The sequence below is a fragment of the Serratia sp. CMO1 genome, assembly GCF_015689115.1.
Lineage (GTDB): Bacteria > Pseudomonadota > Gammaproteobacteria > Enterobacterales > Enterobacteriaceae > Serratia > Serratia marcescens.
In genome coordinates this window covers 1,778,862-1,805,417 of the sequence record NZ_CP065032.1, presented here as the reverse complement: position 1 = coordinate 1,805,417, position 26,556 = coordinate 1,778,862, and the positions used below count along the sequence as shown (strand labels likewise).

Here is a 26,556-nt window from a genome sequence, read left to right as displayed (position 1 = left end):
GTTACGGCCGCCCTGCCTGCAACACGAAGCCTCGCTGCCGATCGCCGGCGATGCGCAGATAGCGGCTTTCACCGGCGCGCAGCGTCATCGGCACGCTGCCGCTGGTTTCACGCCAAATACATAGAGAGTTCTCGATCATATCTTGCCCGATACTGACCGAAATATTGCCTGGCGGCACGCGAAACTCTGCTTTTTCTTTCGCCTCGAGTGAAGCGGCAAACTCCCCATTCACATATACGCCGGTACGGCAGCTGCCCGCCAGCATGCCGCTGTCGCGCACCACGACCACCGTAGCGTAAGGCGTATCCGGGATATTCTGATAGAGCATCAGACGGCTTGGGGGGGGCAACTCAGCCTGTTGCGGCGGTACGGCTTGAGTCGCACACCCCGTCAGCAGTGCAGAGGCAAATAACAACGCGGCGTAATGCTTCATCCTTGGCTCCTGAAGAAAATAATGCTTATCGTAACAAGAGAATAGCTGTCTCCAGTAGCATTCATACCACAGAGACGAAAAAATCGGATAACTTCCCACTCCTCTCACGAACCTGCAGGGATAAGAAGATTCTGCATTAAAGCCATTGAAATAAAGGTGATTCTTGCAGATTTAAAACTTGATCATGCCACGTTGGATATCTGCCGCAAAAGCACCACTGACGTAACTGAAACCATCCTGCGTGACATAAACCCGGGTATGACCGGTCTCTGATAACACCGCCACCATATATCCCAGGCTGATCATTTCATGGGACGGAACGTTCATCGGGGTTAGAAAACCGCGCCCACGGCACCACTGATAAAAGCGGGTTCGCCCATATCCCAACACGGCGCCAACATCGGAGAGGTGCTTAAAAGTATCATAATCCTCTGATGGTGAAGGTAAACCGTCATGACTTTCAGGCGTTTTCTTTATCCCAGACAAAATAAACTCCTTTTTTGACTCTGTCGCCTACGGTTATCCTTCCTCTAAAATGAATTTAAAAAATCCAAATTTAAAATGCAAATGAATTCCCTGTAACTAAAAAGCCTTCCCCAGAAAAAACCTGAAAACAAAACCCCAATAAAAAAACAGAAATAAAAAAATAAGGTATTAATACCGAGAATTAAATCCTTGGCATGGGTAAATATCCTAAATAAAAATAATATTCATACCAGATAAGAAAATGCTTAGCTTGCATATTATTTCCCTCATCAAAACGATGCAATTGCGGTCGGATCATTGCGGCATAAAGAGAATGAATAAAATCAATGCCACATCGTCCAGCCCTCGCCGTGATGTCGCGGATCCTTACAGACTGCCCTCAATGCGCCACATCCTGTCTCAACGCGGCACTTCCTCAATCATACCTAAACAATAACCATTATCATTTCCAATTGTTCCGCCAGTTTATTACACTTTCCTACCTCGTCAGTTAGGAACATTCCTAGGCTGCGAGCCTCAGGATAGAGAAAGAGTTAGGGACACCATGAAGAATTGCCGTTGTTTGATTGTTTTGCCGTTATTGATGTTGACCGCCTGCACCCAATGGGAGAGGCCTGGCGCGGTTGAGAGTACCCGGAACGCCGAATATGCCGAATGCCGCAGCCGCGGATACGATCGCTTCCCCCCGGACGTGGTGCGGGACGTGGAGTTCAGCTACGAAAACAAATACATTCCTTGCGAGAAGAATAAGAAAGACTGTCCATCGGGATACCGCTACGACAAGGAACCGTCGATTAAAACAGTGCAGACCGATCGCAATCAGTCCGCCCGAGACGCCACCATCGAAGCCTGTATGTACGGCAAAGGCTGGCGGGAGAAAACCTACTATTGGCCGCAATGGTGATGTGGCGGCGTTTGCCTGAGGCGAAATGCCCGCAAACCCATTCAACCGTCGTCATCACATCGGCTCAGCCCCAGCGCAACCAGCGTTTCCGTCCTGACCGGCGTTAAAGGCACACGCGGCGACGGTAAAGGCCAGCTCAAAAGCTGCCTCGCCGCCGTTGCGCAGACTTTACCCTGGCATGCCCCCATGCCACAGCGGCTGCTCATCTTCGCCGTGTTCCAATCCGGCTGATGGCGTACCTGTTCCAACGTAACGTCTTCGCAGCGGCACAGTAACGTTTGCGGATTGGCCAGCGAATTCAAGCGCTCATCGAGCGCAAAAGCGGCCGCTGTCGCCGTGGCGAAACGCCGCCACCGCCGCCGCTGCGCCGCCAGGCGCTCTGCCTTTTCCCGCTGCCCGGTGGCGGCATAACCGGCAATGGCGCCTTCGGTGAGCGCCAATTCACTGCCGCCGACGCCGGTACACTCCCCGGCGGCATAAATTTGCGCTTGGCAGGTTTGCTGCCAATGATTCACCGCCACGGCGTCATGTTCTATCCGACACCCCAGCAGCATCGCCAACTCAATGTTCGCCACCAGACCAAAACCGCAGGCCAACCTGTCGCAGGCGATCGTTCTTTCCCGCCCGCCGTTATTGACACGCACCGAGGTTAAACGTGCTTGCCCCAATGCCGCCTGCACCCGGCTACCGGCACGGTAACGATGCGGCATCAAAGAAAACGCCTGACGCAGCTTGGCCGGCCAGCGCCACAGGCCGCCGGCGAAAGCCGCCAACCGCCACAGCGGCGCCTGCTCCGCCAACATGACCACCTCTCCACCGGCCTGTTTCACGCTGTCGGCCACCGCCAACAGCAGCGGACCACTGCCGGCGATCACCACTCGCTCGCCGCGGATCGCCAATCCCTGCTTGATTTGCGCCTGTAGCCCACCGGCACCGGTCACCCCCGGCAGCGTCCAGCCGGGAAACGGCAACAACAGTTCACGCGCGCCATTGCATAAAATCAGCTTTTGATAGCGAATCACGCCACAGCCTTCAGCGTCTTCATATGCCAATCGGTTAGCGCCACACTGCGCCACCAGCTTGCAGCCGGACTGCCGTGCAATATTTTCCCGCGCCGCCACCGCCTGCCGATAGCGGTTCGCCGTTTCAGGCAACGCCGCCTGCGGTCCATCGCGCCAGATTTGCCCGCCGGGATGCGGATTATCATCAATCATTCGCACCTGGCTACCACTTTCCGCAGCGGCCAGCGCCGCCGCCATGCCGGCCGGCCCAGCGCCGACGATCAGCACCTCACAGTCGAAGTTACTCATCATCGCTCCTCTCTATGCGCATGCCGGCTTGGCACAGCGTTTGGCACGCCAGACGACGCAGACCGTTAATGGTCATCCGGCACTCCTGACAAACCCCCATGCCGCAAAAGGGAGCGCGCGGTTGGTGTGAAACAGATAACCGACAACGATCGTCGCCGTACAGGCTGAGCGCCGCAGCAACGCTGAGACCAACCGGCACCTGTCGGTGTTCTCCATCGATGCTCAACGCGATCGTATTTTGTCTTTCATTCATACAGGCAACTCCTCGGCGGCAAACGCCCGCGCAGCCAAATACGGGGAATCGTCAATCTCCGGCGTTTGCCGGCCAATCTGCGCAGTAATCAGCGCAGCGCTGCCGAGTGCAGTCGTGACGCCCAATCCCTCATGCCCCAGAGCCAGCCACAGCCAGGAATGCCGCGGATGCACGCCCAACAGCGGCAGCCCGTCGGCAGAGGCGGCGCGCAACCCTGTCCAGCAGCGAATGATGTTCATCTGCGCCAGTGCGGGCAAGAAATGCTGCGCACGCGTAAGCATTGCCGCCAACAGCGGCATGTCCAACGCCGAATCGACGGCATCGAACTGGCGGGAAGAGCCGATCAGCCATTGTCCGGTGGGCCGCGCCTGCACATTGAAAGCCACCGACGTGCCGTTACTGGCATGCGCGCTGGCGCCATACCCCAGCTCCACCAGTTGATGCCGCACCCGCGGCGGGTAGCGATCGGTGATCGCCAGTTGGCCCTTCTTGGCGTGAAGCAAAGTCTGCGATAATAGGCTATTGGCCCTAAGGCCACAGGCCAGGACCACCACCGGCGCGGCCAGACGTCTGCCGTCCGCCAGCCGCACGGCTTCCTCTTCCAACGCTGTCGCTTCACCATGCACCACGTCAATTGCCACACCACGGTCGGCCAACAGCCAGCGAGCCGCGAGCGGCGCATACAGAATGCCGTCGCCCGGCACCCGCAGTCCGCCGGCCAGGCCGTGCCGCAGCATCGGCTCCATGACGGCGATCTGCTCTGCCGTCAGCAGTTCCGCGGCCACGCCCTGCTCCGCCAGCCGCGCCCGCTTTTGCTCGGCGATGGCCATTTCATCCGCTTGATCCGCCAACCACAGCGTACCGCAGCCACGCCAGGCGCAGGCTTCCGGCATGCGCCCCGTCACTTCGCGCCACAACCGCAGCGAATAAGCGCTCAACGCCAGCTCGGCAGGATTATCGTCCATGCAAACCAGATGCCCCATACCGGCGGCGGTGGCGCCGGCGCGGCGATCGTCCACCACCGAGACACGATACCCTTCCCGCGCCAGCCGCCAGGCGCAAGCGGCGCCGATGATACCGGCACCGACCACGATGACATCGGCTCCCCGCTCGGCGCCCATCAGCGTATCCCCCAGACGAAGGGATCGCGTTCGTCGAGCAGCAGTTGGCTATCGGCGCATACATAGGCCTGCCCGCGAATAAAGGGGGCAATGCGATCGCCGTTCCAACGATAATAGGCCTGGAATTCGCTGCCGATCACGCTGGCCTGCCGCCACTGCGTGTCCGGCGGCAGTTTGCCGTCCGCCGCCAGACACGCCAGTTTGGCGCTGGTGCCGGTACCGCACGGAGAACGGTCATAGGCTTTGCCGGGGCACAGCACGAAGCTGCGGCTGTCGGCCTGCGGATCGTCACCGAACAGTTCGATATGGTCTATCGCACCGCCGTCTTCACCGCGAATGCCCGCCTGTTCCAACGTTTGCCGCACCGCCCAGGTGAACGCGGTCAAGGCCTCCAGATTGTGTTTATCGATGAGCAACGGTGACTCGCCGATCAGGAAGAACCAGTTGCCCCCCCAGGCGATGTCACCCGTCACCGGCCCGTGACCGGCAACCTCAAGCCGCACCTGGCGGCGGTAGCGATAAGCCGCCACGTTCTCCACCGTGACGCTGCCGTCATCATGCAGCGTGGCGCTTACCGGGCCGACCGGGGTCTCGATCAGATGGCGCCCGGCGTGGATGCGCCCCAGATGAGCCAGCGAAGCGATCAGCCCGATAGTGCCGTGCCCGCACATGCCCAGATAGCCGCTGTTGTTAAAGAAGATCACCCCGGCGGTGGCCTGTGGCGAGCAGGGGCGGCACAGCAACGCCCCCACCAGCACGTCATTGCCACGCGGTTCGAGCATCACCGCGCAGCGCCAATCGTCATAATGTTGTGCGAAACGCGCCCGCCGTTCCGCCATGCTACCCTCGCCGAGATCGGGAAAACCTTCCACGATCAGGCGGGTCGGCTCTCCGCCGGTGTGAGAATCGATCGCCCGCAAAGCGGTGATATGCGCAGAAAGTGCCATCGGCGTCTCCTGGGTTAATGAGATGTTACCAATGGCATTAGCCTGAACGAATGTGAGCATGACGGCTTGATGCGTTTCGGCGCAGCGAATGAAGAAATCAGCACAGTGACAAACGTCAGGCCTGACGCGTCGCGGGTATGAGTTTAACGGTTGTCATAATAATGACTTATTTATCATGTCGTTATTTTTATGCTAAACCCTTGCGTAGCGAGAAACGCCGAAGTTTTCAAGCAACCGCCAAACACCGTCCGGCAAAAGTATGCGGCAATCCGCATATTTGGCAGCCCGCCGGAAATAGCGCTTGCTTCGTTACAAAAAAGTTAATATTGATGCGAAAGCGCCAACCTGGCTCGCCTGTTTTTCCGGCTAACGACCGAAAAGGGACTGTTATGCGATCCACTTCAGACTACCCGCCTCCGGTTTCGCTCTCGCTGCCTTCGCTTGTGGGGCTGCCGGAGCAGGAGGACGTTTTTGCCGTCGAACATCTGTCGCGCCTGTGCGACGGGCTGGCGCAGCAGCGCCCGAACAACCTGCGCGATCTGCTGAATACGCTGGCGCTGATCGCGCCGTTGCTGAACGCGATCCCCAACGTGGTGTTCTTTATCAAAGACGCCCAGGCTCGCTACCTGCTGGCTAACCTGACGCTGGCCAGGCGCTGCGGTTTCAAAACCGTGACGCCGCTGCTGGGCAAAACCTCCGCCGACGTTTTTCCCGCTCAGCTCGGATCCGGCTATACCGAGCAGGATCTGCGGGTATTACGCCACGGCGTGTTGATCCAGGATCAGTTGGAAATGCACCTGTACAACGGCCGAGAAACCGGCTGGTGCCTGACGCAAAAGCTGGCGCTGTATGACGCGCAGGGAAAAATCATCGGTATGGCGGGTATTTCTCACGATCTGCAGGAGGCCAGAGCCAATCATCCGGCCTACCAGCGGCTGGCGGCGATCGACGTGCATATCCGCCGCCACTACGCCAGACCGATCGCGCTTGAAGAGCTGACGGCGCTGACCGGGTTATCGGTGGCGCAGATCGAACGCTACTGCAAACGTATCTTCCACCTCACCCCGCGCCAGATGATCCACAAAGTGCGGCTGGAAAAGGCCACGGAACTCCTGGCCGGCGATCTGCCGATCACGGACATCGCGCTGCAGTGCGGCTATACCGATCACAGCGCCTTCAGCCGTCAGTTCAAAGCGATGACCGGCTCCACGCCGCGCGATTTTCGCCTGACGCTTTCCGCTTAACGCGCTGATTTACCCCGTTAACCCTCTCTTCTCACGGCGTACCGACGCCCGATTTTTCACGCCCGCTTTCCGCCGCTATTGTGCCAATTTCGTCGCGGCAATCGGCGAAAAGCGTCAAGCCTCCCTGCGCAATACCGGTCAATCTGTCGGTGAGCCTTACCAAAGATTCACTTTTCATTAACACTTTCGGACGACAGGACAAACACGATGAGCCATAAAACCCTAAGCTGGAGCGGCGTATTCCCGGCGGTGACGACCCAATTTCGCAACGATTTCTCTCTGGATCTCGACGCCACCCATACGGTGATCAAAAACCTGGTGCGCGACGGCGTCTCCGGCCTGGTGGTGTGCGGCACCGTCGGTGAAAATACCTCGATGACAGTGCAGGAAAAGCTGGCGGTGATCGAGGTGGCGAAAGACGCCGCCGACGGTAAAGTGCCGGTGATCGCCGGCATCGCCGAGTTCACCACCGCCTTCGCGCAGAACATGGCGCGTGAAGCGCAAAAGGCCGGCGTCGACGGAATTATGGTGATGCCGGCGCTGGTCTACTCCGCCAAACCGCACGAAACCGCCGCGCACTTCCGCAGCGTCGCTGGCGCGACCGATCTGCCGATAATGGTCTACAACAACCCTCCCATTTACAAAAATGACGTCACGCCCGACATTCTGACCTCGCTGGTCGACTGCGAGAACATCGTGTGCTTCAAAGACTCGTCGGGCGATACCCGCCGCTTTATCGACCTGCGCAATGAAGTCGGCGATCGCTTCGTGCTGTTCGCCGGATTGGACGATGTGGTGCTGGAAAGCATCGCCGTCGGCGCGCAAGGCTGGATCTCCGGCATGTCCAATGCCTTCCCACGCGAAGGGGAAACCCTGTTCCGGCTGGCGAAGGAAAAACGCTATGAGGAAGCGTTGGCGCTATACAGCTGGTTTATGCCGCTGCTGCACCTCGATGCCCGCCCCGATCTGGTGCAGTGCATCAAACTCTGCGAACAGCGGGTCGGCCGCGGCAGCGCTGTCACTCGCCCTCCGCGCCTGGCGCTGCAGGGAGAAACGCTCACCGAGATCAACGCCGTGATCGATAAAGCGCTGGCCACCCGCCCTGCGCTGCCGAACGTCGGCCGGTGACGCCTTCATCGCCCGGCCATGCCGGGCGTCATGCTTTATCTACCGGGGGAACCGATGCCCAACGATCGCTACGCCGCCATCAGCGGCCAACAATTTATCGGCGGCCAACGCCGCGCCGAAGGGGAAGCGTCGCTGTGTAGCCTGCGCGCCGACGACGGTCAGCCAACCGGCTACCGCTTCCACCAGGCCACGGCGGCAGAAACCGCCGCCGCCGCAGAAGCCGCCGCAGCAGCCTTTGCGCCCTATTCACAGCTCAGTGCAGAGCAACGCGCGAACTTTCTCGACGCCATCGCCGAAGAATTAGACGCATTGGATGATGTTTTCTTCACCTTCGCCATGCAGGAAACGGCCTTGCCGCCTGCGCGGTTGAGCGGCGAACGCGCCAGAACCAGCGGCCAGATGCGGCTGTTCGCCACGCTGCTGCGGCGCGGCGACGTCGAGGGCGTGCGCATCGACTGCGCGCTGCCGCAGCGTTCCCCCCTGCCGCGCCCCGACCTGCGGCAATACCGCACGGCGCTCGGCCCGGTGGCGGTCTTCGGCGCCAGCAACTTCCCGCTGGCGTTTTCCACCGCGGGCGGTGATACCGCCGCCGCGCTCGCCGCCGGCTGCCCGGTCGTGTTCAAGGCGCACAGCGGCCATATGATCACCGCCGAGCTGACCGCTCAGGCGATCGAGCGCGCTCGGGAACGCACAAGGATGCCCGCCGGCGTCTTCAACATGATCTTCGGCAACCGCGTGGGGACTGATTTGGTACAACATCCGGCGATTCAGGCAGTGGGATTCACCGGCTCGCTGCAAGGCGGCCGAGCGCTGTTCGATCTGGCGATGCAACGCCCTCAACCTATCCCGGTCTTTGCAGAAATGTCGAGCATCAATCCGGTAGTGATCCTGCCCAAGGCGTTGGCGCGGCGCGGGCAGCACATTGCGCAGGAGCTGGTCTCTTCCTTCACACTCGGCTGCGGTCAGTTCTGCACCAAGCCCGGCGTGATCGTCGCGCTGCGCGGCGCCGCCTTGGATCGGTTAACCGAAACGATGAGTGCCCTGGTCAACGCCGCCGAGCCGCAGCCGATGCTGAATGCCGGCACCCTGGAGCACTACCGTCACGGGGTGGCGGCCCTTGATGCCCACCCGGGTATGCGGCGGCTGGCAGGCCGAAGCGAAACGCCCGCTCTTCGAGCGGCGGCGCAGCTTTATCAGGCGGAGGAGGCGCTGTTGCTGCAGGCTGACCCGCTGCTGCAACAAGAGGTCTTCGGCCCGGTCAGCATCCTGGTGGCGGTGGATAACGAAACGCAGCTGCATGCGGCGCTAACGGCATTGCAAGGCCAGTTGACCGCCACGCTGCTGGCAGACGACGACGATCTCGATGTGGCCGCCGGTTTGACGACACTGTTGGCGCGCAAAGCCGGTCGGGTGCTGTTCAACGGGTATCCGACCGGGGTGGAAGTGTGCGACGCCATGGTGCACGGCGGCCCTTACCCGGCGACCAGCGACGCACGCGGCACCTCGGTAGGCACGCTGGCCATCGAGCGTTTCCTGCGGCCGGTCTGTTTGCAAAACACCCCTGCGGCGCTGTTGCCGCCGGCGCTGCAGGACGCCAATCCGCTCAACCTGCTGCGACTGGTTAACGGCGTTTACACCCGAGATCCCCTGGTTTCACCTGCCCAACATTAGCTCGGCCGCATCTGCCTGCCACCCAATAACAAAAGGGTAATACCATGACAACCCAAGGCAAATTCAAGAAGCAGCTTACGCTCACCGATCTGACGTTCATCGGTCTGGGCGCCATCTTCGGCTCCGGTTGGCTGTTCGCCGCCAGCCATGTCTCCTCCATCGCCGGCCCGGCCGGCATTTATTCCTGGCTGATCGGCGGCCTGGCGGTGCTGCTGCTCGGCATCGTCTACTGCGAGCTGGGCGCCGCCCTGCCGCGCGCCGGCGGCATCATTCGCTATCCGGTATTCTCGCACGGCGAACTGATGGGTTATCTGCTGGGGTTTATCACGCTGATCGCCTTCTCCAGCCTGATCGCCATCGAAGTCGTCGCCGCCCGGCAGTACGCCGCCGCCTGGTTCCCGTTCCTCAGCCAGCCGGGTTCCGGTGATCCAACAGCGATCGGCTGGCTGGTGCAGCTGGCGCTGCTGTGCTTTTTCTTCGCGCTCAACTATTACAGCGTCAAAACCTTCGCCAAATCCAATAACGTGATCAGCGTGTTGAAGTTTCTGGTGCCGCTGTTGGTGATCGTGGTGTTGTTCAGCTTTTTCAAACCGGAAAACCTGCACAGCCAGGGCTTTGCTCCCTTCGGTTCCGCCGGCGTTGAGGCCGCCATTTCCGCCGGCGGCATCATCTTCGCCTACCTCGGCTTGACACCGATCATTTCGGTCGCCAGCGAGGTGCAACGGCCGCAGCGCACCATTCCCATCGCGCTGATCCTGTCAGTAGTGCTGTCCACCATCATCTATGTGCTGCTGCAGATAGCGTTTCTCGGCAGTATCCCCAGCGAGATGCTGAGCGGCGGCTGGGCCGGCATCAGCCAACAGTTCTCCCTGCCGTTCCGCGACATCGCCATCACGCTGGGCATGGGGTGGCTGGCGTTTCTGGTGGTCAGCGACGCGATCGTTTCGCCGAGCGGCACCGGCAATATCTATATGAACGCCACGCCTCGCGTGATCTACGGCTGGGCGCGTGCCGGCACCTTCTTCAAACTGTTCACTCGGGTGGATGGCGAGTCCGGTATTCCCCGCCCGGCGCTGTGGCTGACCTTCGCTCTCTCGGTATTCTGGACGCTGCCGTTCCCATCCTGGGAAAAACTGATCGGCGTGGTATCCGCCGCACTGGTGCTGAGCTACGCCATCGCCCCGGTGACCGCCGCCGGGCTGCGGCGCAATGCGCCCGATATGCCGCGTCCGTTCCGGGTCCGCGGTTTCTGCGTGCTCGGCCCGCTGTCGTTTATCATTTCGGCGCTGATCGTCTTCTGGTCCGGCTGGGATACCGTCTCCTGGCTGCTCGGCTTGCAGATCTTGATGTTCTTCATCTATATCCTGTTCAAGAATCAGGTGCCAACCCACGCCGTTAGCCTCCGACAGCAAATTTGGTCCTCGCTGTGGCTGATCGTCTTCTATGCGCTGGTGATCGGGCTTTCCTACCTCAGCAGCTTCGGCGGCATCGGCGCTATTGCTCATCCATGGGACACCCTCACCATGTCGGTGATTGCGCTGGCGATTTACTACTGGGGCGCCTATACCTGTTTACCCCAGGCCAATTTTATCGGCGATGAAGAAGAATGACCCCAGGGAGGACATCGAAATGACATCCATGCATGTGCTGTCGCTGGAACAGGCTTATCAACTGGCGTTGCGTACGCTGCGCAACAACGGTTTCAATCAGGCGCATGCCGAAGCGGTGGCGCAAAATGTCACTCAGGGCGAACGCGACGGCTGCGCTTCTCACGGGCTGTACCGGCTGTTGGGCTGCGTGCGATCGCTGCGGGCAGGCAAGGTTTCTGCCGATGCGATGCCCAGGTTGCTCGACCAGGCGCCGGCCATCTTGCGTGCCGACGCCGGCGGCGCGTTCTCCCTGCTGGCCTACCGTACCGCCCTGCCGGCCTTTATCGATAAAGTGCGCGCCAACGGCCTCGCCGCGCTGGCGATCAACCGCTGCGTGCATTTCTCCGCGCTGTGGGCCGATATCGAACCGCTGACCGAGCAGGGGTTGGTGGCCTTGGCCTGCACGCCCAGCCACGCCTGGGTGACGCCGGCCGGCGGTTCGCGACCGCTCTTCGGCACCAACCCCATCGCCTTCGGCTGGCCGCGTCCGGATCGGCCGCCATTTTTGTTCGACATGGCCACCAGCGCGGCGGCGCGCGGCGAAATCGAATTACACCGCCGCGCTGGCACCCCGCTGCCTGAAGGCTGGGGCATTGATAAGGCAGGCAATCCGTCCACCGATGCCGCCAGCGTGTTGGAGGGCGCGATGCTGACCTTCGGCGGGCATAAGGGCTCGGCGCTGGCGGCGATGGTTGAATTGCTGGCAGGGCCGCTGATCGGCGATATGACCAGCAAGGAATCGCTGGCCTATGACGATGGCACCGGTTCGTCGCCTTACGGCGGTGAGCTGGTCATCGCGTTGGATCCCGAGCGTTTTCTCGGTGCGGATAAGGCGAAATATTTCGCCGGAGCGGAGGCGATGTTTGCCGATATGCAGGCGCAAGGCGCCCGCATCCCCGGCGAACGCCGTTATCGGCAACGGCGCCAGAGCGAGCAATACGGCGTGGAAATCCCCAAGGCGTTGTACGACGACATAGTGGCGCTGTGCGATTAACGCTGGATTAATGCCCCGCGCCGGCAACCCGGCGCGGGGAGAGGCTTATCCAGCCTGAGCCAGGTCGCTGTGCAGGCGTTTGCGCCACACCGGTTTGGTGTCCCAGCGGGCGAAGTGTTTCGCCTCTTTACCCGGCTGCACCTGATGCCACATGCCTTCTTGCCACCGGATCGGTTCCTTTCCTCGCAACGTTGGGCGGGTCTGTTTAATCGTCCGTTGCAAAACGTCTGCTTCTTCCGCAGTAATGGGCGGCGCCTGTCTGGCGGCGTCCAGCGCACGGCTTCCCAACGGCGCCATCACCTGATACAACACGTTGACCTGCTGCAGCGTCGCTTGCTGATTAGTGCTCATGCCCTTACCCGACCAACCGTCGAAGTTTTCACCGGGATCGTCCCCCTGCGCGCGATACTCATTACCTGGCCCCTCGACGATATTCCATCCTTGCCAGGTCACCAGAGTGTGTAATCCATCGCGATCCTGCAGATTCTTATTTTGGATCTGTTTGAGCACCGCCGCGCGGTTTGGCACACCGATCAGGTTCATAAACTCGTCCAGCGCGTTCCAATGCTGCCCCGCCACCAGACCATTCCAGACATTACGCAAACAGTTCCAGGGAATGGTGTGATGCCAGGTCAGCGTGATAAGCGGTTTGGTTGACGCATGTTGCCAACGGCTCGGTTCACTGCCCCGATCGCCTCTGATAATCCCATCGACTTCTAATGGCATAGCTGCCCCTCTTCTGGCTGAAATGGAAAATATGCGCAAGGCCGGTGGCCCGGTTGGCATAAAAACGTCAGCTAAAATCGTAGCAGTTCAGACTGGGATGGCAATAAAACGCAAAGCACGCTCTGCCGCCGGCTGGTAACCGCAGAACGTGCCCGAAAATGGTGAGTTTAAGATGGATTATCTGACCACCATCACCGAAATATTGGCATGGCGAACGATAGCGGCGGCGTTGGACCCCAGCAGATAGGTTTTCACGCTCGGGCGACGCGAACCGATGATGATCAGATCGGCGTCGATCTCTTCCGCCAGTTCCAACACCTGATCGCGTGCAGAACCGAAGCTAACGGTGTAATTGAGGCGATCCAGCGGCAGATCGATTTCCGACATGATTTTCTTCAGTCTATCCACCGCCTTCACCTCCGCCTGATTCTCAAACTCCTTGAGACCGAACGAATAGGCAGTAACAAACGCCGAGGCATCCGGCAGCGCATGGAAGAAATGCACTTTAGCGCCGGACATCTTCGCCAAATATTCCACATGCTTCAGCGCATGCTCGGTCAACAGGTCCTCTTCAATATCGATCGGCACTAAAATAGTCTTGTACATATCACGTCCTTTCTATGTAAACCGGGTGCCAACAGAATACTGCCGCGCACGGGCGCGGTGAATCGCTTTATCACGCTTTTGTGATCGGGGGGTAAATACTGATAAGGATAGTTTTTAATTTAACAAAATATAAACATTACACCGATAACGGATAGGCGCTTAATTATTTATTACTCGAGATTAAATCAGCTGTAAATAAACCGCTTTGGCGGTAGCGGCGGTCTTATTGGCGACAGAAAGTTTTTTAATCGAGTTGCCGATGTGGAAATTGACCGTGCGCTCGCTCACCCCCATCAACAACGCGATCTCTTCCGCCGTTTTTCCTTCGCTGCACCAGCGTAAAATGTCTTTTTCGCGCAGCGTCAGCACATCTTTTATCGCGTCATCATTCACCGATATCAAGGCCTCCCGCAGCGTTTTATGGGCGGTTTGCGCCAGCCAAAGGAAAAAAGTTTCATTTGCCGCACGCACTTGCGGCGTTTGCTCGGGTAGCGCTTTACCGGCAAACGTCAGGATCCCCAACCTGCCATAGCAATCCTTGACCGACTGCGACCAACCGGCGCACAGGCCGAATTGCGCCATACGCCGCCAAAGCGTCGGCCGCTCATGATAAAAGCTTTCGTCCCACTGGAACTGCAGCGTGGAATGGTGAGCACGCTCAATAACCGGATCCTGCAAATACACCCGCTGCCGCCGATAATCTTCGAGATAGTTCGTTGAAATATTCCCTTAGATCAGCATCTTGGGGCTGCTGGCCGGATAACAGGAAAACACGATGTAAGAGAAATAATCAAACCCCAACGCCTCGGCGCAGGGTCCCAGTTGCGTCAGAAAGCATTCGCGATCGGCCAGGCTGCCAATTACCTCCGCCATGAGCCGTTGAGTGCGGGTATCCATAACGCAGGTTCTCCAGATAGCGATGTCGATTTATCGATAGGTCAGGTTCACTATAGAATATCGCCGCCCGGCGCCAGTAGCCGTTTCATATAATAAAAAATACCAACGCTATAACGAAAACAGCTATTCCCCTTAAAATAAGCCTTTTTATTGCGCCGAACAGGAAAACTACGCGAATAGCATACTCTCCTCGGCACGTAAACCTGTCATTTCTACCGTTAGACAGCCAGGACACCACCAATTACTTTCCAGACAGGCACCCAGTGCCGCCGTAAATCCAAAGAGATAATAAGCATTTGCGAATTTCGCATGGCATACAGTGACGGGGATTTTCTATGGCAGAAAGTAATGCGGCAATTCAATCGGCTGCGATTATCGGCGCGGGAACGATGGGCAGAGGCATCGCTTATCTTTTCGCGCAAAAAGGCATTCGCACGGTGCTTTATAATCGCAACGGCAATACCCTCAATCAGGCTCGCGAATATATCGCGCAAGACCTGAACAAGAAAGTCGAACAGGGCAAGATCGCGCTGCAGGATAAAGGCGCGGTGCTGGCCAATCTGATGTTCACTTCAGTGTTTGAGGCCATCGCCGACAGCGAGCTGGTGATAGAAACCATCGCCGAGCAAGAACAAACCAAACTTGAGGTGCTGGCGGCCATCGCCGCGGTGGTCAAGCCCAACACGCTGATCGCCACCAATACCTCCTCACTGTCGCTTAACAAGCTGGCTACTGCGGTGACGCACAGCGAACGCTTTATCGGTTTGCATTTTTTCAACCCCGCGCCGCTGATGAAGCTGATTGAAATCATTCCGGCCTACTTTACCGCGCACGCCACCACCGAACGCTGCCGCCAACTGGTGGCGGCGTTGGGGAAACACGATGTCGTCTGCCAGGCCACGCCGGGGTTCATCGTCAATCGCATGGCCCGCCCCTACTACCTGGAAGGGTTCCGTCTGTTGGAAGAACACGTGGCGCGCGCGGCGCAGATCGACCGCGCTCTCAAGGCCGGCGGGCGCTTCCGCATGGGGCCGCTCGAGCTGACCGATTTTATCGGCCAAGACATCAACTATCAGGTCAGTCGGCAAATCTGGCAGGACATGCAATACGACCCGCGCTATACCCCCGGTCATCTGCAGCGTTCACTGGTCGATGCCGGTCTGTTGGGGAAAAAGAACGGCCGCTCCTATTTTGCCGCCGAAGAAACCGCCCCGCCGGTGACGGCCGCCAGCAATGCAGACGTCGAGACGCTGCGCGTTTACGGCGAGCACCCTTTTTTTACCCTGTTACAGCAGCGAGCCGCGCTTCAGTGGCCACAGCTGCGCGTGGAACAACGGCCGGCATTACCGGGGCTGGGGTCGGCCGTCCAGATCAATGACGCTTTCACCGTCAGCATCACCGATGGCCGCACGGCGAGCCAACTGGCCGAGCAGACGGCAGCAGATGCCTTTGTGGTCGATGTCGCCCTGAACTACGCCGACACCACGTATCTGGCGGCGGCGCACAGCCGCCACGCCTCTGCGGCCAATAAGGCGCTGTTTTTACGCCTGCTGCACACGGCAATCCCGCAGGTTGAATTTATCAAGGACTCTCCGGCGCTTATCGTCGCCCGCGTCCTCAGCAGCCTGATCAATGAGTCGGTGATCATGGTGGAAAGCGGCGTCTGCAGCCGGGAAGACATCGATGTCGCCGCCGTCGCGGGCGTTAACTACGCCGGCGGCATTTTCGACTGGCTCGGCAAACTGGGGGAGAAAAACGTCAGGACAACACTGAGCAATCTGGCTCAGCTGCTGCACGCGGCGCGCTATGCGCCGCATTACACCCTTCTGCACGCCGCGCAACCGGCGCTGACGACCACGCCTTAAGGATCCATGATGAGCATTAACGATGACGGCGTTTATCTGATCGACGGCACGCGCACGGCGATCGGCGCCTATGGCGGCAGCCTGGCGCATACCCGTCCCGACGACATGGCGGCGACGATCATTCGCGGCCTGCTGCAGCGCCATCCCGCGGCGGAAGCAGATCTGGACGAAGTGGTTCTGGGCTGCGCCAACCAGTCCGGCGAAGACAACCGCAACGTCGCCCGCATGGCGACGCTGCTTTCCGGGTTGGATCCGTCGGTGCCGGCCATCACCCTCAACCGCCTTTGCGCCTCCGGGTTGGATGCGGTGATCTACGCCGCGGCGAAAATCCGCAGCGGCCTCAGCGAACTGATTCTGGCCGGCGGTGTGGAAAGCATGAGCCGCGCGCCCTATGTGCTGAGCAAAGGCGAAACGCCGTTCGACAAGGGGGTAAAGCTGTACGACACCACGTTGGGGTGGCGCTTTGTTAACCCGCGGCTGGCGCAGCGCTACGGCAGCGATCCGCTGGGCATCACGGCGGAAAACGTAGCCCAACAGCAGGGTATCTCGCGCGAGGAACAGGATCTGTTCGCGCTGGGCTCGCAGCAAAAAGCCCGCCGGGCGATCGACAGCGGCCGGCTGGCGCGGGAAATCACGCCCGTGGACGTGCCGGCGGATCGTAAAACTACCCGCACATTCGCGCAGGACGAATTCCCCCGGCTCAGCACGCTGCAACAGCTGCAGGCGCTGAAACCGGCGTTCTCCGTCGGCGGTTCGGTCACCGCAGGCAACGCTTCCGGCATCAACGACGGCGCCGCCGCGCTGCTATTAGCCTCCGGCCGCTACGTGAAACGCCAGGGGTGGCAACCGCTGGCGGAGATCGGCGACAGCGCGGCCGCCGGCGTTGAACCGGCGCTGATGGGGCTGGGGCCGATCGCCTCCACCGAGCGCTTGCTGCAGCGCGGCGGCTTCACCTTGAACGATTTCGACATCATCGAGATTAACGAAGCGTTCGCCTCACAGGTTCTGGCGGCGCTGAAACACTGGCGTATCGGCGCCAACGACGCGCGCGTCAACCCGAACGGCGGCGCCATCGCACTCGGTCATCCGCTGGGGATGTCCGGCGCGCGCCTGGTGCTGTCGGCGGCGCTGGAATTACGCGACCAACAGGCGAACAACGCATTGGTGACGATGTGCGTCGGCGTCGGTCAGGGGCTGTCATTAAACCTTAAAGCCGTTTAACACAAGGAACATACGATGAGCGTACTGAACATTCTTGAAGAAAAGCTGGCGGAAACCAAAAAACAGGGGCGTTTTCGCGAGTTCCTCAACCTTGAACGCGGCGTGCAGGACAAACCCTGGGCCACCAGCCACGGCCATCACGGTGAGCGCCGTCTCAACGTCTGGTGCTCGAACGACTATCTGGCGATGAGCCACCACCCCAAAGTGCTGCTGGCCACCACCGATGCGGTTAACCGGGTCGGGCTGGGCACCTGCGGCGCCCGCAGCATTTCCGGCACCTCGGTCTACCACAGCGAGCTGGAAACGCTGCTGGCCAGCGCCTACGGCAAAGAGTCGGCGCTGCTGTTCACCACCGGTTTCGGCGCCAACGACGCCACCTTGTCCACCCTGTGCGACGCCATTCCCGATCTGATCGTGTTCTCCGACGAGCTGAATCACGCCTCGATGATTTACGGGATACGCTACAGCAAGGCGGAGAAAAAAATCTTCCGCCATAACGACGTGGCGCACCTCGCCGAGCTGCTGCAGGCCGCCGATCCGGCGCGGCCAAAGCTGATCGCTTTCGAGTCGCTGTATTCCATGGACGGTGACTTCGCCCCTCTGGCGCAGATCGTGGCGCTGGCGGAGCAGTATCAGGCGCTGACCTATCTCGACGAGATCCACTCCGCCGGCGTCTATGGCGAACGGGGGCTGGGCTACGCCGAACAACTGGGCCTGCTGGATAAAATCACCATTATTCAGGGCGGGTTCGGCAAATCTTACGGTGCGGCGGGCGGCTATATCGCCGCGCCCCGTTCGGTGGTGGAGGCCGTGCGCAGTTGGGCCCCGGCATTCGTCTTCAGCACCTCGTCGCCGGCGCCGGTGGTGGCCGCCGCGCTGGCCAGTTTTAAATACAACCTCGAGCATGACACCCAACGCAAACACCTGCTGGCGATCGTCGATCACCTGAAAACCGGCCTGCGCGCCGCCGGCATCCCGCTGGTGTCGGCAGACAGCCATATCCTGCCGCTGCTGGTCGGCGATCCGCACCGCAACAAACACATCAGTAAAGTGCTGCTCGATGAGCACGATATTTACGTGCAACCGGTCAATGCCCCGACGGTGCCCGCAGGCAGCGAGCGGCTGCGGGTGACGCCGACCTCGGCGCACTCCCATGCCGACGTGGAGACCTTCCTGGCGGCGCTGGGGCGAGTCTGGGCGGCGAACGATCTGCGGAGGGCGGGATGAAGTTAGCGGATTATAATGGCCATCTGATCACGCTCTGTCTGATGGCGACCGGTACCTTCGCCATCGGCACCGACGCCTTTATCGTCGCCGGCGTGCTCAGCGACATTTCCGATACCTTTGCCGTCAGCCCCGCGCAAGCGGGGCAATTGATATCGGTATTCGCGCTGGCTTATATGCTGTTCGCCCCCCTCACCGCCTGGCTGCTGGGCAACGTCAACCGCAAGCATATCCTGCAGTTGGCGCTGGTGCTGTTCATCGCCGGCAACCTGGCCTGCGCCTGGGCCACCAGCTACCTGCAGATCTCGTTCGGCAGAGTGCTGGCGGCATTGGGGGCGGCCTGTTACACGCCACCGGCCGCCGCCGCCGCGGTGGGGCTGGTGGCGGAAAAACGCCGCGGCCTGGCCATTTCCATCGTCTATGGGGGCATGACGTTGGCTATTGCGCTCGGTATTCCGTTCGGCACCTTTCTCGCCAAACTGATCGGCTGGCGTGAAATCCTCCTGTTCATCGCCCTGCTGGGGGCGATTGCGCTGCTGGGCCTGTCGCTGGCGCTGCGGGCCATTGCGCCTCCGGGCAAGCATTCGCTGAAAGAGCGGCTCGCCCCGCTGAGACAAAAGGCGGTGCTGACCACGCTGCTGATCACCTTTTTTGCCGTTTGCTCGGAACACATCGTCTATAGCTACGTCAGCGTGTTGCTGAAAAACACCCAGTTCGGCCCGCAGGCGATCCTGCCCCTCGCGCTGCTGGTGTTCGGCATTGGCGCGGTGATCGGCAATTTTGCCTCCGGCGCGTTAACCGATGCCCTCGGCAGCAAGTTCGTGCTGCTGTTTTCCGTGGCAATCCAGACGCTGTCCCTGTTTCTGCTGGCCTTCTATGTCACTTCCCCCTGGTGGGTGCTGGCCATCTTTCTGGTCTGGGGCATCACCGGCTGGATGTATCTGGTGCCGATCCAGCATCACCTGTTGTCGCTATCGAAACGCTTTGGCGCGCTGACCGTATCGCTCAACAGCTCGGTACTGTACGCCGGCATCGCGGCGGGCGGCATGCTGGGCGGCCTGGCGCTCTACGCGCTGCCGGCCTATTACCTGCCGCTGTTTTCGCTGCCGCTCGGCGCCATCGCCCTGCTGCTGACGCTGATCTTTTTCCGCGGGGAGGCCAGCGATGAGTGAATCACCGCCGGTGCTTTACGAACGTTATGGCGCGCAGGTTGCGGTCATCACCCTCAATCGGCCGGAGAAAAAAAACGCCATCAACCTGCAGATGGCCGAGCTGATCCGCACTTACCTGCGGCAGGCGGATAACGATGACTCGGTGCGAGCGATCGTCCTGGCTGGTCAACCGGCGGTATTTTCCGCCGGCATGGATATCAACGCCTTTCATCAGGGTGAACTGCCCATCGTCACGCCGGAGGGGTTTGGCGGGCTGATCCATGCACAGATCGCCAAGGTGATCATCGCCGCCGTTGACGGCATCGCGTTCGGGGGCGGATTTGAGCTGGCGCTGGCGTGCGATCTGATCGTCGCCGGCCAGAACGCGCGCTTCAGCTTCCCCGAAACCGGGCTCGGGTTAGTCGCCGCACAAGGCGGGTGCGCGCGCTTGCCGGCGCGTATTTCTCCCTATGTCGCGCTCGACTGGCTGCTGACAGGCAGAACCGTCGGCGCACAGGAGGCGTTGTCACACGGCGCCATTTCTCGCATCAGCGAGGGGGCGGCCCGGGAAGAGGCGCTGCGCATCGCCGAACAGATCGCCGGAAAAGATCTTGCCGCCAGCCAGGCGGTTAAGGCCATTGTGCGCCAGGGGCTGGCACGGCAAGAAGCCCCCTCATTCGATTTTCAACAAGGCCCGGTCGAGCGCCTGCGTCAGGCCGCCGCCCGCCGATAATGCCCCTGCCGGTTCGCCTGAACCGGCATTTCCCGTTTGTCCTCCACCGCTCATTTTACGCAGCCCGCCTCTCGGCGCTGGGCTACACTGCCGGTAGCCCTAATGCGCTGATAAGGAAAAACAATGCGCCACTTGCCTTTGCTGACCCCCAGACTGATCCTGCGCCCGTTCACCGCCGACGATCTGCCCCACTTTACCGCCTACCGCAGCCACCCTGACGTGGCGCGCTATCAAAGCTGGAGCGACTACAGCGTCGCCGAGGCCCAGGCCTTTTTCGCACAGCAACGGCGGCTCGAATTCAACCGTGACGACAGCTGGTTTCAACTGGCGGTCGAACGCCGCGAGGACGGCGCGTTGCTCGGCGATGTCGCGGTGCATTTCTTCGATGAGGGGCGCCAGGCTGAACTGGGCGTGACCTTCGCGCCCAGCCACCAGCGTCAAGGGCTGGCGCGCGAGGCGCTGAACGCCGTCATCGCTCTGCTGTTCGGGCCGCTGGCGAAGCACCGGATTACTGCGGTGGTGGACGCGCGTAATCTTGCCGCCGCCACGCTGTTCGGCAAACTGGGTTTTCGGCGCGAGGCCTATTGGCGGCAAAACGTGTTTTTCAAAGGCGCATGGGGCGACGAATTCGGTTTTGCCCTGCTGCAAAGTGAATGGCGGGAGAATGCAAGGCATGACGTTGCTGAATAAATACCTTGGGCAATACCAGTTCTCGGAACGGCATGCGATCGCCATCGCCGCGCCGCAGGCGCGGATCCTGGCGGCCGTGGCCGCCTACGATCCCAAGCACGATCGTTTCTTCCGCAGCATGATAGCGCTGCGCGAATTGCCTGCGCGGCTGATGCCGCGCCGAACGCCCACCCTGCCGCCGTTTGGCCTGCATAACTTTTGCCTGCTTGAGCAGGATGACAGCGCGTTGGTCTATGGCCTGATCGGCCGCTTTTGGCAGGCTGAATACGGTCTGGAGCAGGTCGCTGACGGGGCGGGCTTTCTGGCCTTCGCTCAGCCCGGCGTCGCCAAACTGGCGCTGGGTTATGTTGTGAGTCCCCCCGAGGGCGGGCGCTGTCGTCTGGTGACGGAAACGCGCATCTTCTGCCCCGACGACGCCAGCCGGCGGCGGTTTACCCCCTATTGGTATGCTATTCGCCTGGTGAGCGGGTTGATACGGCGCCGTATGTTGCGCGCCATTAAAACCGCCAGCGAAAAGCAGGCGGTGAATCATTCACCAGATTGATTAATTTAAGAGCATTCTTAGAGAATGAAAATCATTATCAGCCTATTTTTTAATCACAACAAGATCAAGATAGTGTTGAGAAGCCATTAACCCCGCCCCCTGCGGGGATTTTTTCGCCTACTTATCACCTGTTTCAGGAAATGCCTCCATAAACAGGAAGGTGCAAGGCTTGCGTTGATACTGATTGATCTGCGGCACCAGCCGGGTGAAATGCTCGGTCTGACAATGCACGTCCAGGGCAGCGCGATCCGGCCAGCTTTCGATAAAAATAAAATGCCCGGGATCCTGCTGGTCGATGCACAGTTCATAACTGATGTTCAGCGGCTCTTGACGGGTTTTCTCCACCAGCTCGCGATACCACGGCATAACGGTGTCAATGTGTTCCGGGTGGATAAAATCTTCAGCGATGACCTTCAGCATGTTGCGCTCCTGCATTCTGTTTTGCCGTGCCTCACCTTATCGTCCTCACTCCCGAGATGAAAGCGCCATACTCCAGGTCTATCGCCGGGTTGCCAATTCGGTGATAGCGCACACAGATCTCGATCAAAGCGCTTGAACGCGCCCTGGCCCTGTGTGAACGTCTGATTAACAAAAAAGCAACACACCATTCACCATGGTGATGTCTGCATCAACCTGCCGACCCGATATGCGGCATTTTTTTCACCCTTAAAGGCCTGACCATTAGACCTTTAAGGCTCGCGAAGAAAGTCCGCTGTTACCGTCGTGTTGAGGGCAACGGCGCCAGGACGGTCCTTATGACCGACGCTTGTCATTCTCAGAAGAGAGGTTACCGCCAGTGAATCACGCCACCTATGCCGTTCCTGCGCTCAACGCCGCCATTCGCAAAACCTGGCGCAGACTGGTGCCCTTGATGTTCGCCATGTACTTCATCGCGTTTATCGATAGGGTTAACGTCGGCTTTGCCAAGGACGCGATGGCCATCGATATCGCGCTGTCGCAATCCGCCTTTGCACTGGGCGCCGGAATATTTTTTGCCGCCTATGCGCTGTTTGGCATCCCGGCCAACCTGCTGATGAACCGCTGGGGGGCCAAACGCTGGCTCAGCGCCACCACCGCGCTGTGGGGGGCGCTGTCGGCCTGCACCGGGCTGGTGACCAATGAACAGCAATTTATCGTTCTGCGGTTTCTGCTGGGGATCGCCGAAGCCGGCTTTTACCCCGGCATCCTGCTGCTGGCGTCGATCTATTTTCCCAATAAGGTGCGCGCCTCGGTTATTGGCATTTTCGTGCTTGGCGTGCCGGCGGCCCTGACGCTCGGCTCACCGCTGTCGGGGGCATTGCTGGAGATGCACGGCGTGTTGGGTAAACCCGGTTGGTTCTGGATGTTCGTGCTGGAAGGGCTGCCGGCCGTCGCACTCGGCGTCTTCGCCTTTTTCTATCTCGACGATAACCCACGGCAGGCCCGCTTTCTGACCGAGGAAGAACGCACGGCGCTGGTGGCACAATTGGCCGATGAACAGCAGCAGACCGAAACCAGCAGCGTCAAAGCGGCGATGAGCAGCGGCACCGTTTGGCATCTGGCGTTGATCTACGGCACCCTGCAGATTGGCGTATACGGCCTGATGTTTTTCCTGCCGTCGCAGGTCGCTTCGCTGATGGGCACCCATCTCGGCTTCAAGGCCTCGCTGGTGGCCGCCATCCCCTGGGCGTTCTCCGCGCTGGGCGTCTATTTCCTGCCGCGCTATGCCGACAGAAACACCGCCAGAAGATTACCGATCGCCGTCGGGTGCATGGTCGCCGCAGCGCTGGGGTTGGTGGTGTCTTCCTATGCCGGCCCTCTGCTCGCCATCGTCGCCCTGAGCTGCTGCGCAGTCAGTTTCCTGGCGGTGCAGCCGATTTTCTGGACGTTTCCCGCGCAGGTGCTCACCGGCCCGGCGCTGGCGGCCGGCATCGGTTTTTGCACCACGCTCGGCGCCGCATTCAGCTTTTTAGCCCCGCTGATCCGCACGGAGGCGGAACAGCGTTTTCACAGCCCGCATGCCGGGCCATTGGTGCTGGCCGCCTTTTCGCTGCTGTGCGCCACGCTGTTGTGGGCGCTCAGAAACCGGCGCGCCGACGTGAGCAAGCAAGACGCGGAGATTGCCGGATAGCGGCGCGTTATTTAACCCTTATTGAACCTGCGGATGGGACACTGGCACTCAGCCCTCTCGCCCGCAGGTGTTAAATGGATGAATTGACGCACATTATCGCCAAATACAGTCCGGAACCGGGGATGTTGCTGCTGCTGATTTTCCTGTTCGCGCTGGGAAAATCCGTGATCGTGGTGTCTTCCGCCCTGCCGCCCGCCTCGGTGACGCTGCTGATGGGCATCGTTGCAGGCAAGCACGCGCTGCCCTTCGGCGCGGTTTGGGCGGCCATCGCCCTCGGCGCCGCGTTGGGCTCGATCCTGTCTTTCCACTGTGGCGCACGGCTGCACGGCCGCGATCTTGGCCGCCGACTGCCGGCACGCTTTCACGCCCCGCTGCGCAAAGCGCAACGTTCCTTGCAAAAGCGCGGACTACCGCTGCTGTTCGCCTCGCGTTTTCTGGCGGTGATGCGTTACACCGTGCCGCTGATGGCCGGCATGCTGCAACTGCCGGCGCGGCGCGTCTATGCCACCGCCGCGCTCTCGGCCGGCGTCTGGGCGCTGCTTTTGATGTCGGCGGCGCATTTATTCCCCCGCTTCTTGACCTGAAAGATTCTTGGGCAAATGGCTCGCCCCTGCGCCGACATTGCGCCAGCGCACAGCCTCTCTTGCCGTATAAACTGCAGTGCGACACCGCAGTTTGCGCCAGATCACCTTTCTGAACATCAGTCGAAAAATGCGAATTTTTTTGCAAAAAGCGCGCTTAAAACGGCGCAACGAGGGAACAAGCAGAGAAAAGCCTGAGCGTAACACGCTGATTTGGTTGGTGGGTGGTACAGGGTTCGAACCTGTGCCCCATTGATTAAGCTTCAACTGCTCTACCGACTGAGCTAACGACCCAACGCGGTAAGTTGCCCTCCTCGTCAGTGCTGCTGTCAAACGCTTCCACTCATTACTTTTTCTCATGCGAATTTTACAACCCTTTGTTTAATCAACGAGATAAGCCGCATAAGGTCTGTTAATCCCCTCTTTTGAAGAGTAATCTTCCGCTCCCTGAACGTCCGATTTGCCTCCTCCGTGTAAAGATTGATCGACTTTTATCCCACGTATAAATGTTGTAAACATGTTGCACAAAGGTGGCGTTATTGCACTACCTTACTAAAGCCGGATCAACCGGATAAATGTATAAAAAAGAGCCACTTCAGAGCTCACGACTTCACTAATGACAGGTAAAACAGGACATCATCAGATGGTAGATCACTCTAAAATAGCGACTGACGCGACGCCCGCTTCAGAAGATCATCTACGGCGAAACCTCACTAACCGACATATTCAACTGATCGCCATCGGCGGCGCCATCGGCACCGGTCTGTTTATGGGCTCCGGTAAAACCATCAGCCTGGCCGGCCCTTCGATCATCTTCGTGTACATGATCATCGGCTTTATGCTGTTCTTCGTGATGCGCGCCATGGGCGAGCTGCTGCTGTCCAATCTGGAATACAAATCGTTCAGCGATTTCGCCGCGGATCTGCTCGGCCCGTGGGCCGGTTTCTTCACCGGCTGGACCTACTGGTTCTGCTGGGTGGTCACCGGCATCGCCGACGTCGTGGCGATCACCGCCTACGCCCAGTTCTGGTTCCCCGAGCTGTCGCAGTGGATCGCTTCACTGCTGTGCGTGCTGTTGCTGCTCGGCCTTAATCTGGCGACGGTGAAAATGTTCGGCGAAATGGAGTTTTGGTTTGCGATGATTAAAATCGTCGCCATCGTCGGGCTGATTGTCGCCGGGCTGGTGATGATCGCCATGCAGTTCCAGTCGCCGACCGGCACCGTGGCCTCATTCACCCATCTGTGGAATGACGGCGGCATGTTCCCGAAAGGCATCAGCGGCTTCTTCGCCGGCTTCCAGATCGCGGTATTCGCCTTCGTCGGCATTGAGCTGGTGGGCACCACCGCCGCGGAAACCAAGGATCCGGAGAAGTCGCTGCCGCGCGCCATCAACTCGATTCCGATCCGCATCATCATGTTCTACGTGTTCGCCCTGATCGTCATCATGTCGGTAACGCCGTGGAACTCCGTGGTGCCTGACAAGAGCCCGTTCGTTGAGCTGTTCGTGCTGATCGGCCTGCCGGCCGCGGCCAGCGTAATCAACTTCGTGGTGCTGACCTCCGCCGCTTCTTCCGCCAACAGCGGCGTGTTCTCCACCAGTCGCATGCTGTTCGGGCTGGCGCAGGAAGGCGACGCGCCGAAATCGTTCGCTAACCTGTCCAAGCGCGCGGTGCCGGCCAACGGCCTCACCTTCTCCTGCATCTGCCTGCTGGGTGGCGTGGTGTTGATTTACCTGATCCCGAACGTGATGACAGTCTTCACTCTGGTGACCACCGTCTCGGCGATTCTGTTCATGTTCGTCTGGACCATCATCCTGTGCTCGTACCTGGTCTACCGTAAACGGCGCCCGGCGCTGCACCAGAAATCGATCTACAAGATGCCTGCCGGCAAACTGATGTGCTGGGTGTGCATGGCGTTCTTCGTGTTCGTGCTGGTGCTGCTGTCGCTGCGCGAAGACACCCGCCAGGCGTTGATCGTCACCCCGCTGTGGTTCATCGTGCTCGGCCTGTCTTACGTGTTCCTGCGCAAGAAGAAAACCGCGTGATGCAAAAAGGGGCGGATCTCTCCG

Annotated in this window: 26 protein-coding genes, 1 tRNA gene and 1 pseudogene; 16 read left to right on the top strand and 12 right to left on the bottom strand. The window is 59.9% G+C overall.

Annotated features, from left to right (window positions below):
• Position 1: 1 nt before the first annotated feature.
• A complete protein-coding gene (locus tag IT763_RS08515; RefSeq protein WP_028128013.1) occupies positions 2-433 on the bottom strand; it encodes a hypothetical protein in 432 nt (143 codons plus the stop codon).
• A gap of 171 nt (positions 434-604) precedes the next feature.
• Entirely contained in the window at positions 605-919 is a 315-nt protein-coding gene (locus tag IT763_RS08510) for a hypothetical protein (RefSeq protein ID WP_033633390.1), read from the bottom strand.
• Between the two features lie 544 nt (positions 920-1,463).
• On the opposite strand from IT763_RS08510, the gene IT763_RS08505 reads away from it, so the two are divergent.
• Positions 1,464-1,823: a hypothetical protein gene (locus IT763_RS08505; RefSeq protein ID WP_004927961.1), complete on the top strand. Its 360-nt coding sequence runs from the start codon at positions 1,464-1,466 to the stop codon at positions 1,821-1,823.
• Between the two features lie 41 nt (positions 1,824-1,864).
• On the opposite strand, the gene IT763_RS08500 is transcribed toward IT763_RS08505, so the two are convergent.
• Genes IT763_RS08500 through IT763_RS08485 form a run of 4 tightly spaced genes read right to left on the bottom strand, consistent with a single transcriptional unit; the run spans position 1,865 to position 5,454 of the window.
• On the bottom strand, positions 1,865-3,133 hold the full coding sequence (locus IT763_RS08500) for an FAD-dependent oxidoreductase (protein WP_164053799.1): 1,269 nt from the start codon (positions 3,131-3,133) through the stop codon (positions 1,865-1,867).
• On the bottom strand, positions 3,126-3,386 hold the full coding sequence (locus tag IT763_RS08495; protein WP_164053796.1) for a (2Fe-2S)-binding protein: 261 nt from the start codon (positions 3,384-3,386) through the stop codon (positions 3,126-3,128). Before IT763_RS08495 ends, IT763_RS08500 begins: the two co-directional genes overlap by 8 nt.
• Positions 3,383-4,507 (bottom strand): FAD-binding oxidoreductase, encoded by a 1,125-nt coding sequence (locus IT763_RS08490; RefSeq protein WP_164053794.1) that lies wholly within the window; start codon positions 4,505-4,507, stop codon positions 3,383-3,385. Before IT763_RS08490 ends, IT763_RS08495 begins: the two co-directional genes overlap by 4 nt.
• Positions 4,507-5,454, bottom strand: coding sequence for a 4-hydroxyproline epimerase (locus IT763_RS08485; RefSeq protein ID WP_164053792.1), 948 nt, complete (start codon positions 5,452-5,454; stop codon positions 4,507-4,509). Before IT763_RS08485 ends, IT763_RS08490 begins: the two co-directional genes overlap by 1 nt.
• Before the next feature lie 389 nt (positions 5,455-5,843).
• Here IT763_RS08485 and IT763_RS08480 point away from each other — a divergent pair, with 389 nt between their 5' ends.
• Entirely contained in the window at positions 5,844-6,698 is an 855-nt protein-coding gene (locus IT763_RS08480) for an AraC family transcriptional regulator (RefSeq protein ID WP_197817528.1), read from the top strand.
• Positions 6,699-6,729: 31 nt separating this feature from the next.
• Here IT763_RS08480 and IT763_RS08475 read toward each other — a convergent pair whose 3' ends face one another.
• Positions 6,730-6,876, bottom strand: coding sequence for a hypothetical protein (locus IT763_RS08475; protein ID WP_154612852.1), 147 nt, complete (start codon positions 6,874-6,876; stop codon positions 6,730-6,732).
• 29 nt (positions 6,877-6,905) lie between these two features.
• Between IT763_RS08475 and IT763_RS08470 the strand changes: the two genes are divergently transcribed.
• The 4 genes from IT763_RS08470 to IT763_RS08455 are packed head-to-tail and all read left to right on the top strand — an operon-like array spanning position 6,906 to position 12,140.
• Positions 6,906-7,826 carry a dihydrodipicolinate synthase family protein gene (locus IT763_RS08470; RefSeq protein ID WP_206195336.1) on the top strand — a complete coding sequence of 307 codons (921 nt, stop codon included), beginning with the start codon at positions 6,906-6,908 and terminating at the stop codon, positions 7,824-7,826.
• Positions 7,827-7,880: 54 nt separating this feature from the next.
• A complete protein-coding gene (locus IT763_RS08465) occupies positions 7,881-9,497 on the top strand; it encodes an aldehyde dehydrogenase (NADP(+)) (RefSeq protein ID WP_164053789.1) in 1,617 nt (538 codons plus the stop codon).
• A 44-nt stretch (positions 9,498-9,541) separates the two neighbouring features.
• The gene (locus IT763_RS08460; protein ID WP_164053787.1) at positions 9,542-11,107 is read left to right on the top strand and encodes an APC family permease; all 1,566 of its coding nucleotides are present in this window, start codon (positions 9,542-9,544) and stop codon (positions 11,105-11,107) included.
• Positions 11,108-11,126: 19 nt separating this feature from the next.
• On the top strand, positions 11,127-12,140 hold the full coding sequence (locus IT763_RS08455; protein WP_028128275.1) for an Ldh family oxidoreductase: 1,014 nt from the start codon (positions 11,127-11,129) through the stop codon (positions 12,138-12,140).
• A gap of 45 nt (positions 12,141-12,185) precedes the next feature.
• Here IT763_RS08455 and IT763_RS08450 read toward each other — a convergent pair whose 3' ends face one another.
• The 3 genes and pseudogenes from IT763_RS08450 to IT763_RS08440 form a co-directional block, all read right to left on the bottom strand.
• On the bottom strand, positions 12,186-12,866 hold the full coding sequence (locus tag IT763_RS08450; RefSeq protein WP_028128011.1) for a hypothetical protein: 681 nt from the start codon (positions 12,864-12,866) through the stop codon (positions 12,186-12,188).
• Between the two features lie 177 nt (positions 12,867-13,043).
• Positions 13,044-13,472: a universal stress protein gene (locus IT763_RS08445; protein WP_004927993.1), complete on the bottom strand. Its 429-nt coding sequence runs from the start codon at positions 13,470-13,472 to the stop codon at positions 13,044-13,046.
• Positions 13,473-13,652: 180 nt separating this feature from the next.
• Positions 13,653-14,369 (bottom strand): annotated as a pseudogene (locus tag IT763_RS08440) (LuxR family transcriptional regulator).
• 335 nt (positions 14,370-14,704) lie between these two features.
• Between IT763_RS08440 and IT763_RS08435 the strand changes: the two are divergent.
• The 7 genes from IT763_RS08435 to IT763_RS08405 all read left to right on the top strand — a co-directional run bounded on the left by IT763_RS08435 (position 14,705) and on the right by IT763_RS08405 (position 21,797).
• The gene (locus IT763_RS08435; protein ID WP_164053785.1) at positions 14,705-16,234 is read left to right on the top strand and encodes a 3-hydroxyacyl-CoA dehydrogenase NAD-binding domain-containing protein; all 1,530 of its coding nucleotides are present in this window, start codon (positions 14,705-14,707) and stop codon (positions 16,232-16,234) included.
• Positions 16,235-16,243: 9 nt separating this feature from the next.
• Positions 16,244-17,455: an acetyl-CoA C-acyltransferase gene (locus IT763_RS08430; RefSeq protein ID WP_016928258.1), complete on the top strand. Its 1,212-nt coding sequence runs from the start codon at positions 16,244-16,246 to the stop codon at positions 17,453-17,455.
• Between the two features lie 15 nt (positions 17,456-17,470).
• Positions 17,471-18,682 carry a 5-aminolevulinate synthase gene (hemA, locus tag IT763_RS08425; RefSeq protein ID WP_015377390.1) on the top strand — a complete coding sequence of 404 codons (1,212 nt, stop codon included), beginning with the start codon at positions 17,471-17,473 and terminating at the stop codon, positions 18,680-18,682.
• On the top strand, positions 18,679-19,851 hold the full coding sequence (locus IT763_RS08420) for an MFS transporter (RefSeq protein ID WP_206195335.1): 1,173 nt from the start codon (positions 18,679-18,681) through the stop codon (positions 19,849-19,851). The genes hemA and IT763_RS08420 overlap by 4 nt, the downstream gene beginning before the upstream one ends.
• Positions 19,844-20,563: an enoyl-CoA hydratase-related protein gene (locus IT763_RS08415; RefSeq protein WP_016928259.1), complete on the top strand. Its 720-nt coding sequence runs from the start codon at positions 19,844-19,846 to the stop codon at positions 20,561-20,563. The genes IT763_RS08420 and IT763_RS08415 overlap by 8 nt, the downstream gene beginning before the upstream one ends.
• A gap of 123 nt (positions 20,564-20,686) precedes the next feature.
• Entirely contained in the window at positions 20,687-21,253 is a 567-nt protein-coding gene (locus IT763_RS08410) for a GNAT family N-acetyltransferase (protein ID WP_164053783.1), read from the top strand.
• The gene (locus IT763_RS08405) at positions 21,237-21,797 is read left to right on the top strand and encodes a hypothetical protein (RefSeq protein ID WP_143778806.1); all 561 of its coding nucleotides are present in this window, start codon (positions 21,237-21,239) and stop codon (positions 21,795-21,797) included. The genes IT763_RS08410 and IT763_RS08405 overlap by 17 nt, the downstream gene beginning before the upstream one ends.
• A 117-nt stretch (positions 21,798-21,914) precedes the next feature.
• On the opposite strand, the gene IT763_RS08400 is transcribed toward IT763_RS08405, so the two are convergent.
• Positions 21,915-22,217, bottom strand: a complete 303-nt coding sequence (locus IT763_RS08400) for a putative quinol monooxygenase (protein ID WP_028128007.1) — start codon at positions 22,215-22,217, stop codon at positions 21,915-21,917.
• 451 nt (positions 22,218-22,668) lie between these two features.
• Here IT763_RS08400 and IT763_RS08395 point away from each other — a divergent pair, with 451 nt between their 5' ends.
• Both IT763_RS08395 and IT763_RS08390 read left to right on the top strand, forming a co-directional pair.
• Positions 22,669-23,907 carry an MFS transporter gene (locus tag IT763_RS08395; RefSeq protein WP_250648469.1) on the top strand — a complete coding sequence of 413 codons (1,239 nt, stop codon included), beginning with the start codon at positions 22,669-22,671 and terminating at the stop codon, positions 23,905-23,907.
• A 74-nt stretch (positions 23,908-23,981) separates the two neighbouring features.
• Complete coding sequence (locus IT763_RS08390; RefSeq protein ID WP_049300488.1) at positions 23,982-24,491, top strand: DedA family protein; 510 nt, start codon at positions 23,982-23,984, stop codon at positions 24,489-24,491.
• 215 nt (positions 24,492-24,706) lie between these two features.
• Here the strand turns inward: IT763_RS08390 and IT763_RS08385 are convergent.
• Positions 24,707-24,782 (bottom strand) — tRNA-Lys (locus IT763_RS08385).
• A 349-nt stretch (positions 24,783-25,131) separates the two neighbouring features.
• On the opposite strand from IT763_RS08385, the gene cycA reads away from it, so the two are divergent.
• Positions 25,132-26,532: a D-serine/D-alanine/glycine transporter gene (gene cycA / locus IT763_RS08380; protein WP_028128006.1), complete on the top strand. Its 1,401-nt coding sequence runs from the start codon at positions 25,132-25,134 to the stop codon at positions 26,530-26,532.
• Positions 26,533-26,556: the final 24 nt, after the last annotated feature.

What these genes read in the sequence shown, in the direction of transcription:
- IT763_RS08515 (WP_028128013.1), bottom strand. Translation starts at nt 433, where the DNA reads ATGAAGCATTACGCCGCGTTGTTATTTGCCTCTGCACTGCTGACGGGG.
- IT763_RS08505 (WP_004927961.1), top strand. Translation starts at nt 1,464, where the DNA reads ATGAAGAATTGCCGTTGTTTGATTGTTTTGCCGTTATTGATGTTGACC.
- IT763_RS08500 (WP_164053799.1), bottom strand. Translation starts at nt 3,133, where the DNA reads ATGAGTAACTTCGACTGTGAGGTGCTGATCGTCGGCGCTGGGCCGGCC.
- IT763_RS08495 (WP_164053796.1), bottom strand. Translation starts at nt 3,386, where the DNA reads ATGAATGAAAGACAAAATACGATCGCGTTGAGCATCGATGGAGAACAC.
- IT763_RS08490 (WP_164053794.1), bottom strand. Translation starts at nt 4,507, where the DNA reads ATGGGCGCCGAGCGGGGAGCCGATGTCATCGTGGTCGGTGCCGGTATC.
- IT763_RS08485 (WP_164053792.1), bottom strand. Translation starts at nt 5,454, where the DNA reads ATGGCACTTTCTGCGCATATCACCGCTTTGCGGGCGATCGATTCTCAC.
- IT763_RS08480 (WP_197817528.1), top strand. Translation starts at nt 5,844, where the DNA reads ATGCGATCCACTTCAGACTACCCGCCTCCGGTTTCGCTCTCGCTGCCT.
- IT763_RS08475 (WP_154612852.1), bottom strand. Translation starts at nt 6,876, where the DNA reads ATGAAAAGTGAATCTTTGGTAAGGCTCACCGACAGATTGACCGGTATT.
- IT763_RS08470 (WP_206195336.1), top strand. Translation starts at nt 6,906, where the DNA reads ATGAGCCATAAAACCCTAAGCTGGAGCGGCGTATTCCCGGCGGTGACG.
- IT763_RS08465 (WP_164053789.1), top strand. Translation starts at nt 7,881, where the DNA reads ATGCCCAACGATCGCTACGCCGCCATCAGCGGCCAACAATTTATCGGC.
- IT763_RS08460 (WP_164053787.1), top strand. Translation starts at nt 9,542, where the DNA reads ATGACAACCCAAGGCAAATTCAAGAAGCAGCTTACGCTCACCGATCTG.
- IT763_RS08455 (WP_028128275.1), top strand. Translation starts at nt 11,127, where the DNA reads ATGACATCCATGCATGTGCTGTCGCTGGAACAGGCTTATCAACTGGCG.
- IT763_RS08450 (WP_028128011.1), bottom strand. Translation starts at nt 12,866, where the DNA reads ATGCCATTAGAAGTCGATGGGATTATCAGAGGCGATCGGGGCAGTGAA.
- IT763_RS08445 (WP_004927993.1), bottom strand. Translation starts at nt 13,472, where the DNA reads ATGTACAAGACTATTTTAGTGCCGATCGATATTGAAGAGGACCTGTTG.
- IT763_RS08435 (WP_164053785.1), top strand. Translation starts at nt 14,705, where the DNA reads ATGGCAGAAAGTAATGCGGCAATTCAATCGGCTGCGATTATCGGCGCG.
- IT763_RS08430 (WP_016928258.1), top strand. Translation starts at nt 16,244, where the DNA reads ATGAGCATTAACGATGACGGCGTTTATCTGATCGACGGCACGCGCACG.
- hemA (WP_015377390.1), top strand. Translation starts at nt 17,471, where the DNA reads ATGAGCGTACTGAACATTCTTGAAGAAAAGCTGGCGGAAACCAAAAAA.
- IT763_RS08420 (WP_206195335.1), top strand. Translation starts at nt 18,679, where the DNA reads ATGAAGTTAGCGGATTATAATGGCCATCTGATCACGCTCTGTCTGATG.
- IT763_RS08415 (WP_016928259.1), top strand. Translation starts at nt 19,844, where the DNA reads ATGAGTGAATCACCGCCGGTGCTTTACGAACGTTATGGCGCGCAGGTT.
- IT763_RS08410 (WP_164053783.1), top strand. Translation starts at nt 20,687, where the DNA reads ATGCGCCACTTGCCTTTGCTGACCCCCAGACTGATCCTGCGCCCGTTC.
- IT763_RS08405 (WP_143778806.1), top strand. Translation starts at nt 21,237, where the DNA reads ATGACGTTGCTGAATAAATACCTTGGGCAATACCAGTTCTCGGAACGG.
- IT763_RS08400 (WP_028128007.1), bottom strand. Translation starts at nt 22,217, where the DNA reads ATGCTGAAGGTCATCGCTGAAGATTTTATCCACCCGGAACACATTGAC.
- IT763_RS08395 (WP_250648469.1), top strand. Translation starts at nt 22,669, where the DNA reads ATGTTCGCCATGTACTTCATCGCGTTTATCGATAGGGTTAACGTCGGC.
- IT763_RS08390 (WP_049300488.1), top strand. Translation starts at nt 23,982, where the DNA reads ATGGATGAATTGACGCACATTATCGCCAAATACAGTCCGGAACCGGGG.
- cycA (WP_028128006.1), top strand. Translation starts at nt 25,132, where the DNA reads ATGGTAGATCACTCTAAAATAGCGACTGACGCGACGCCCGCTTCAGAA.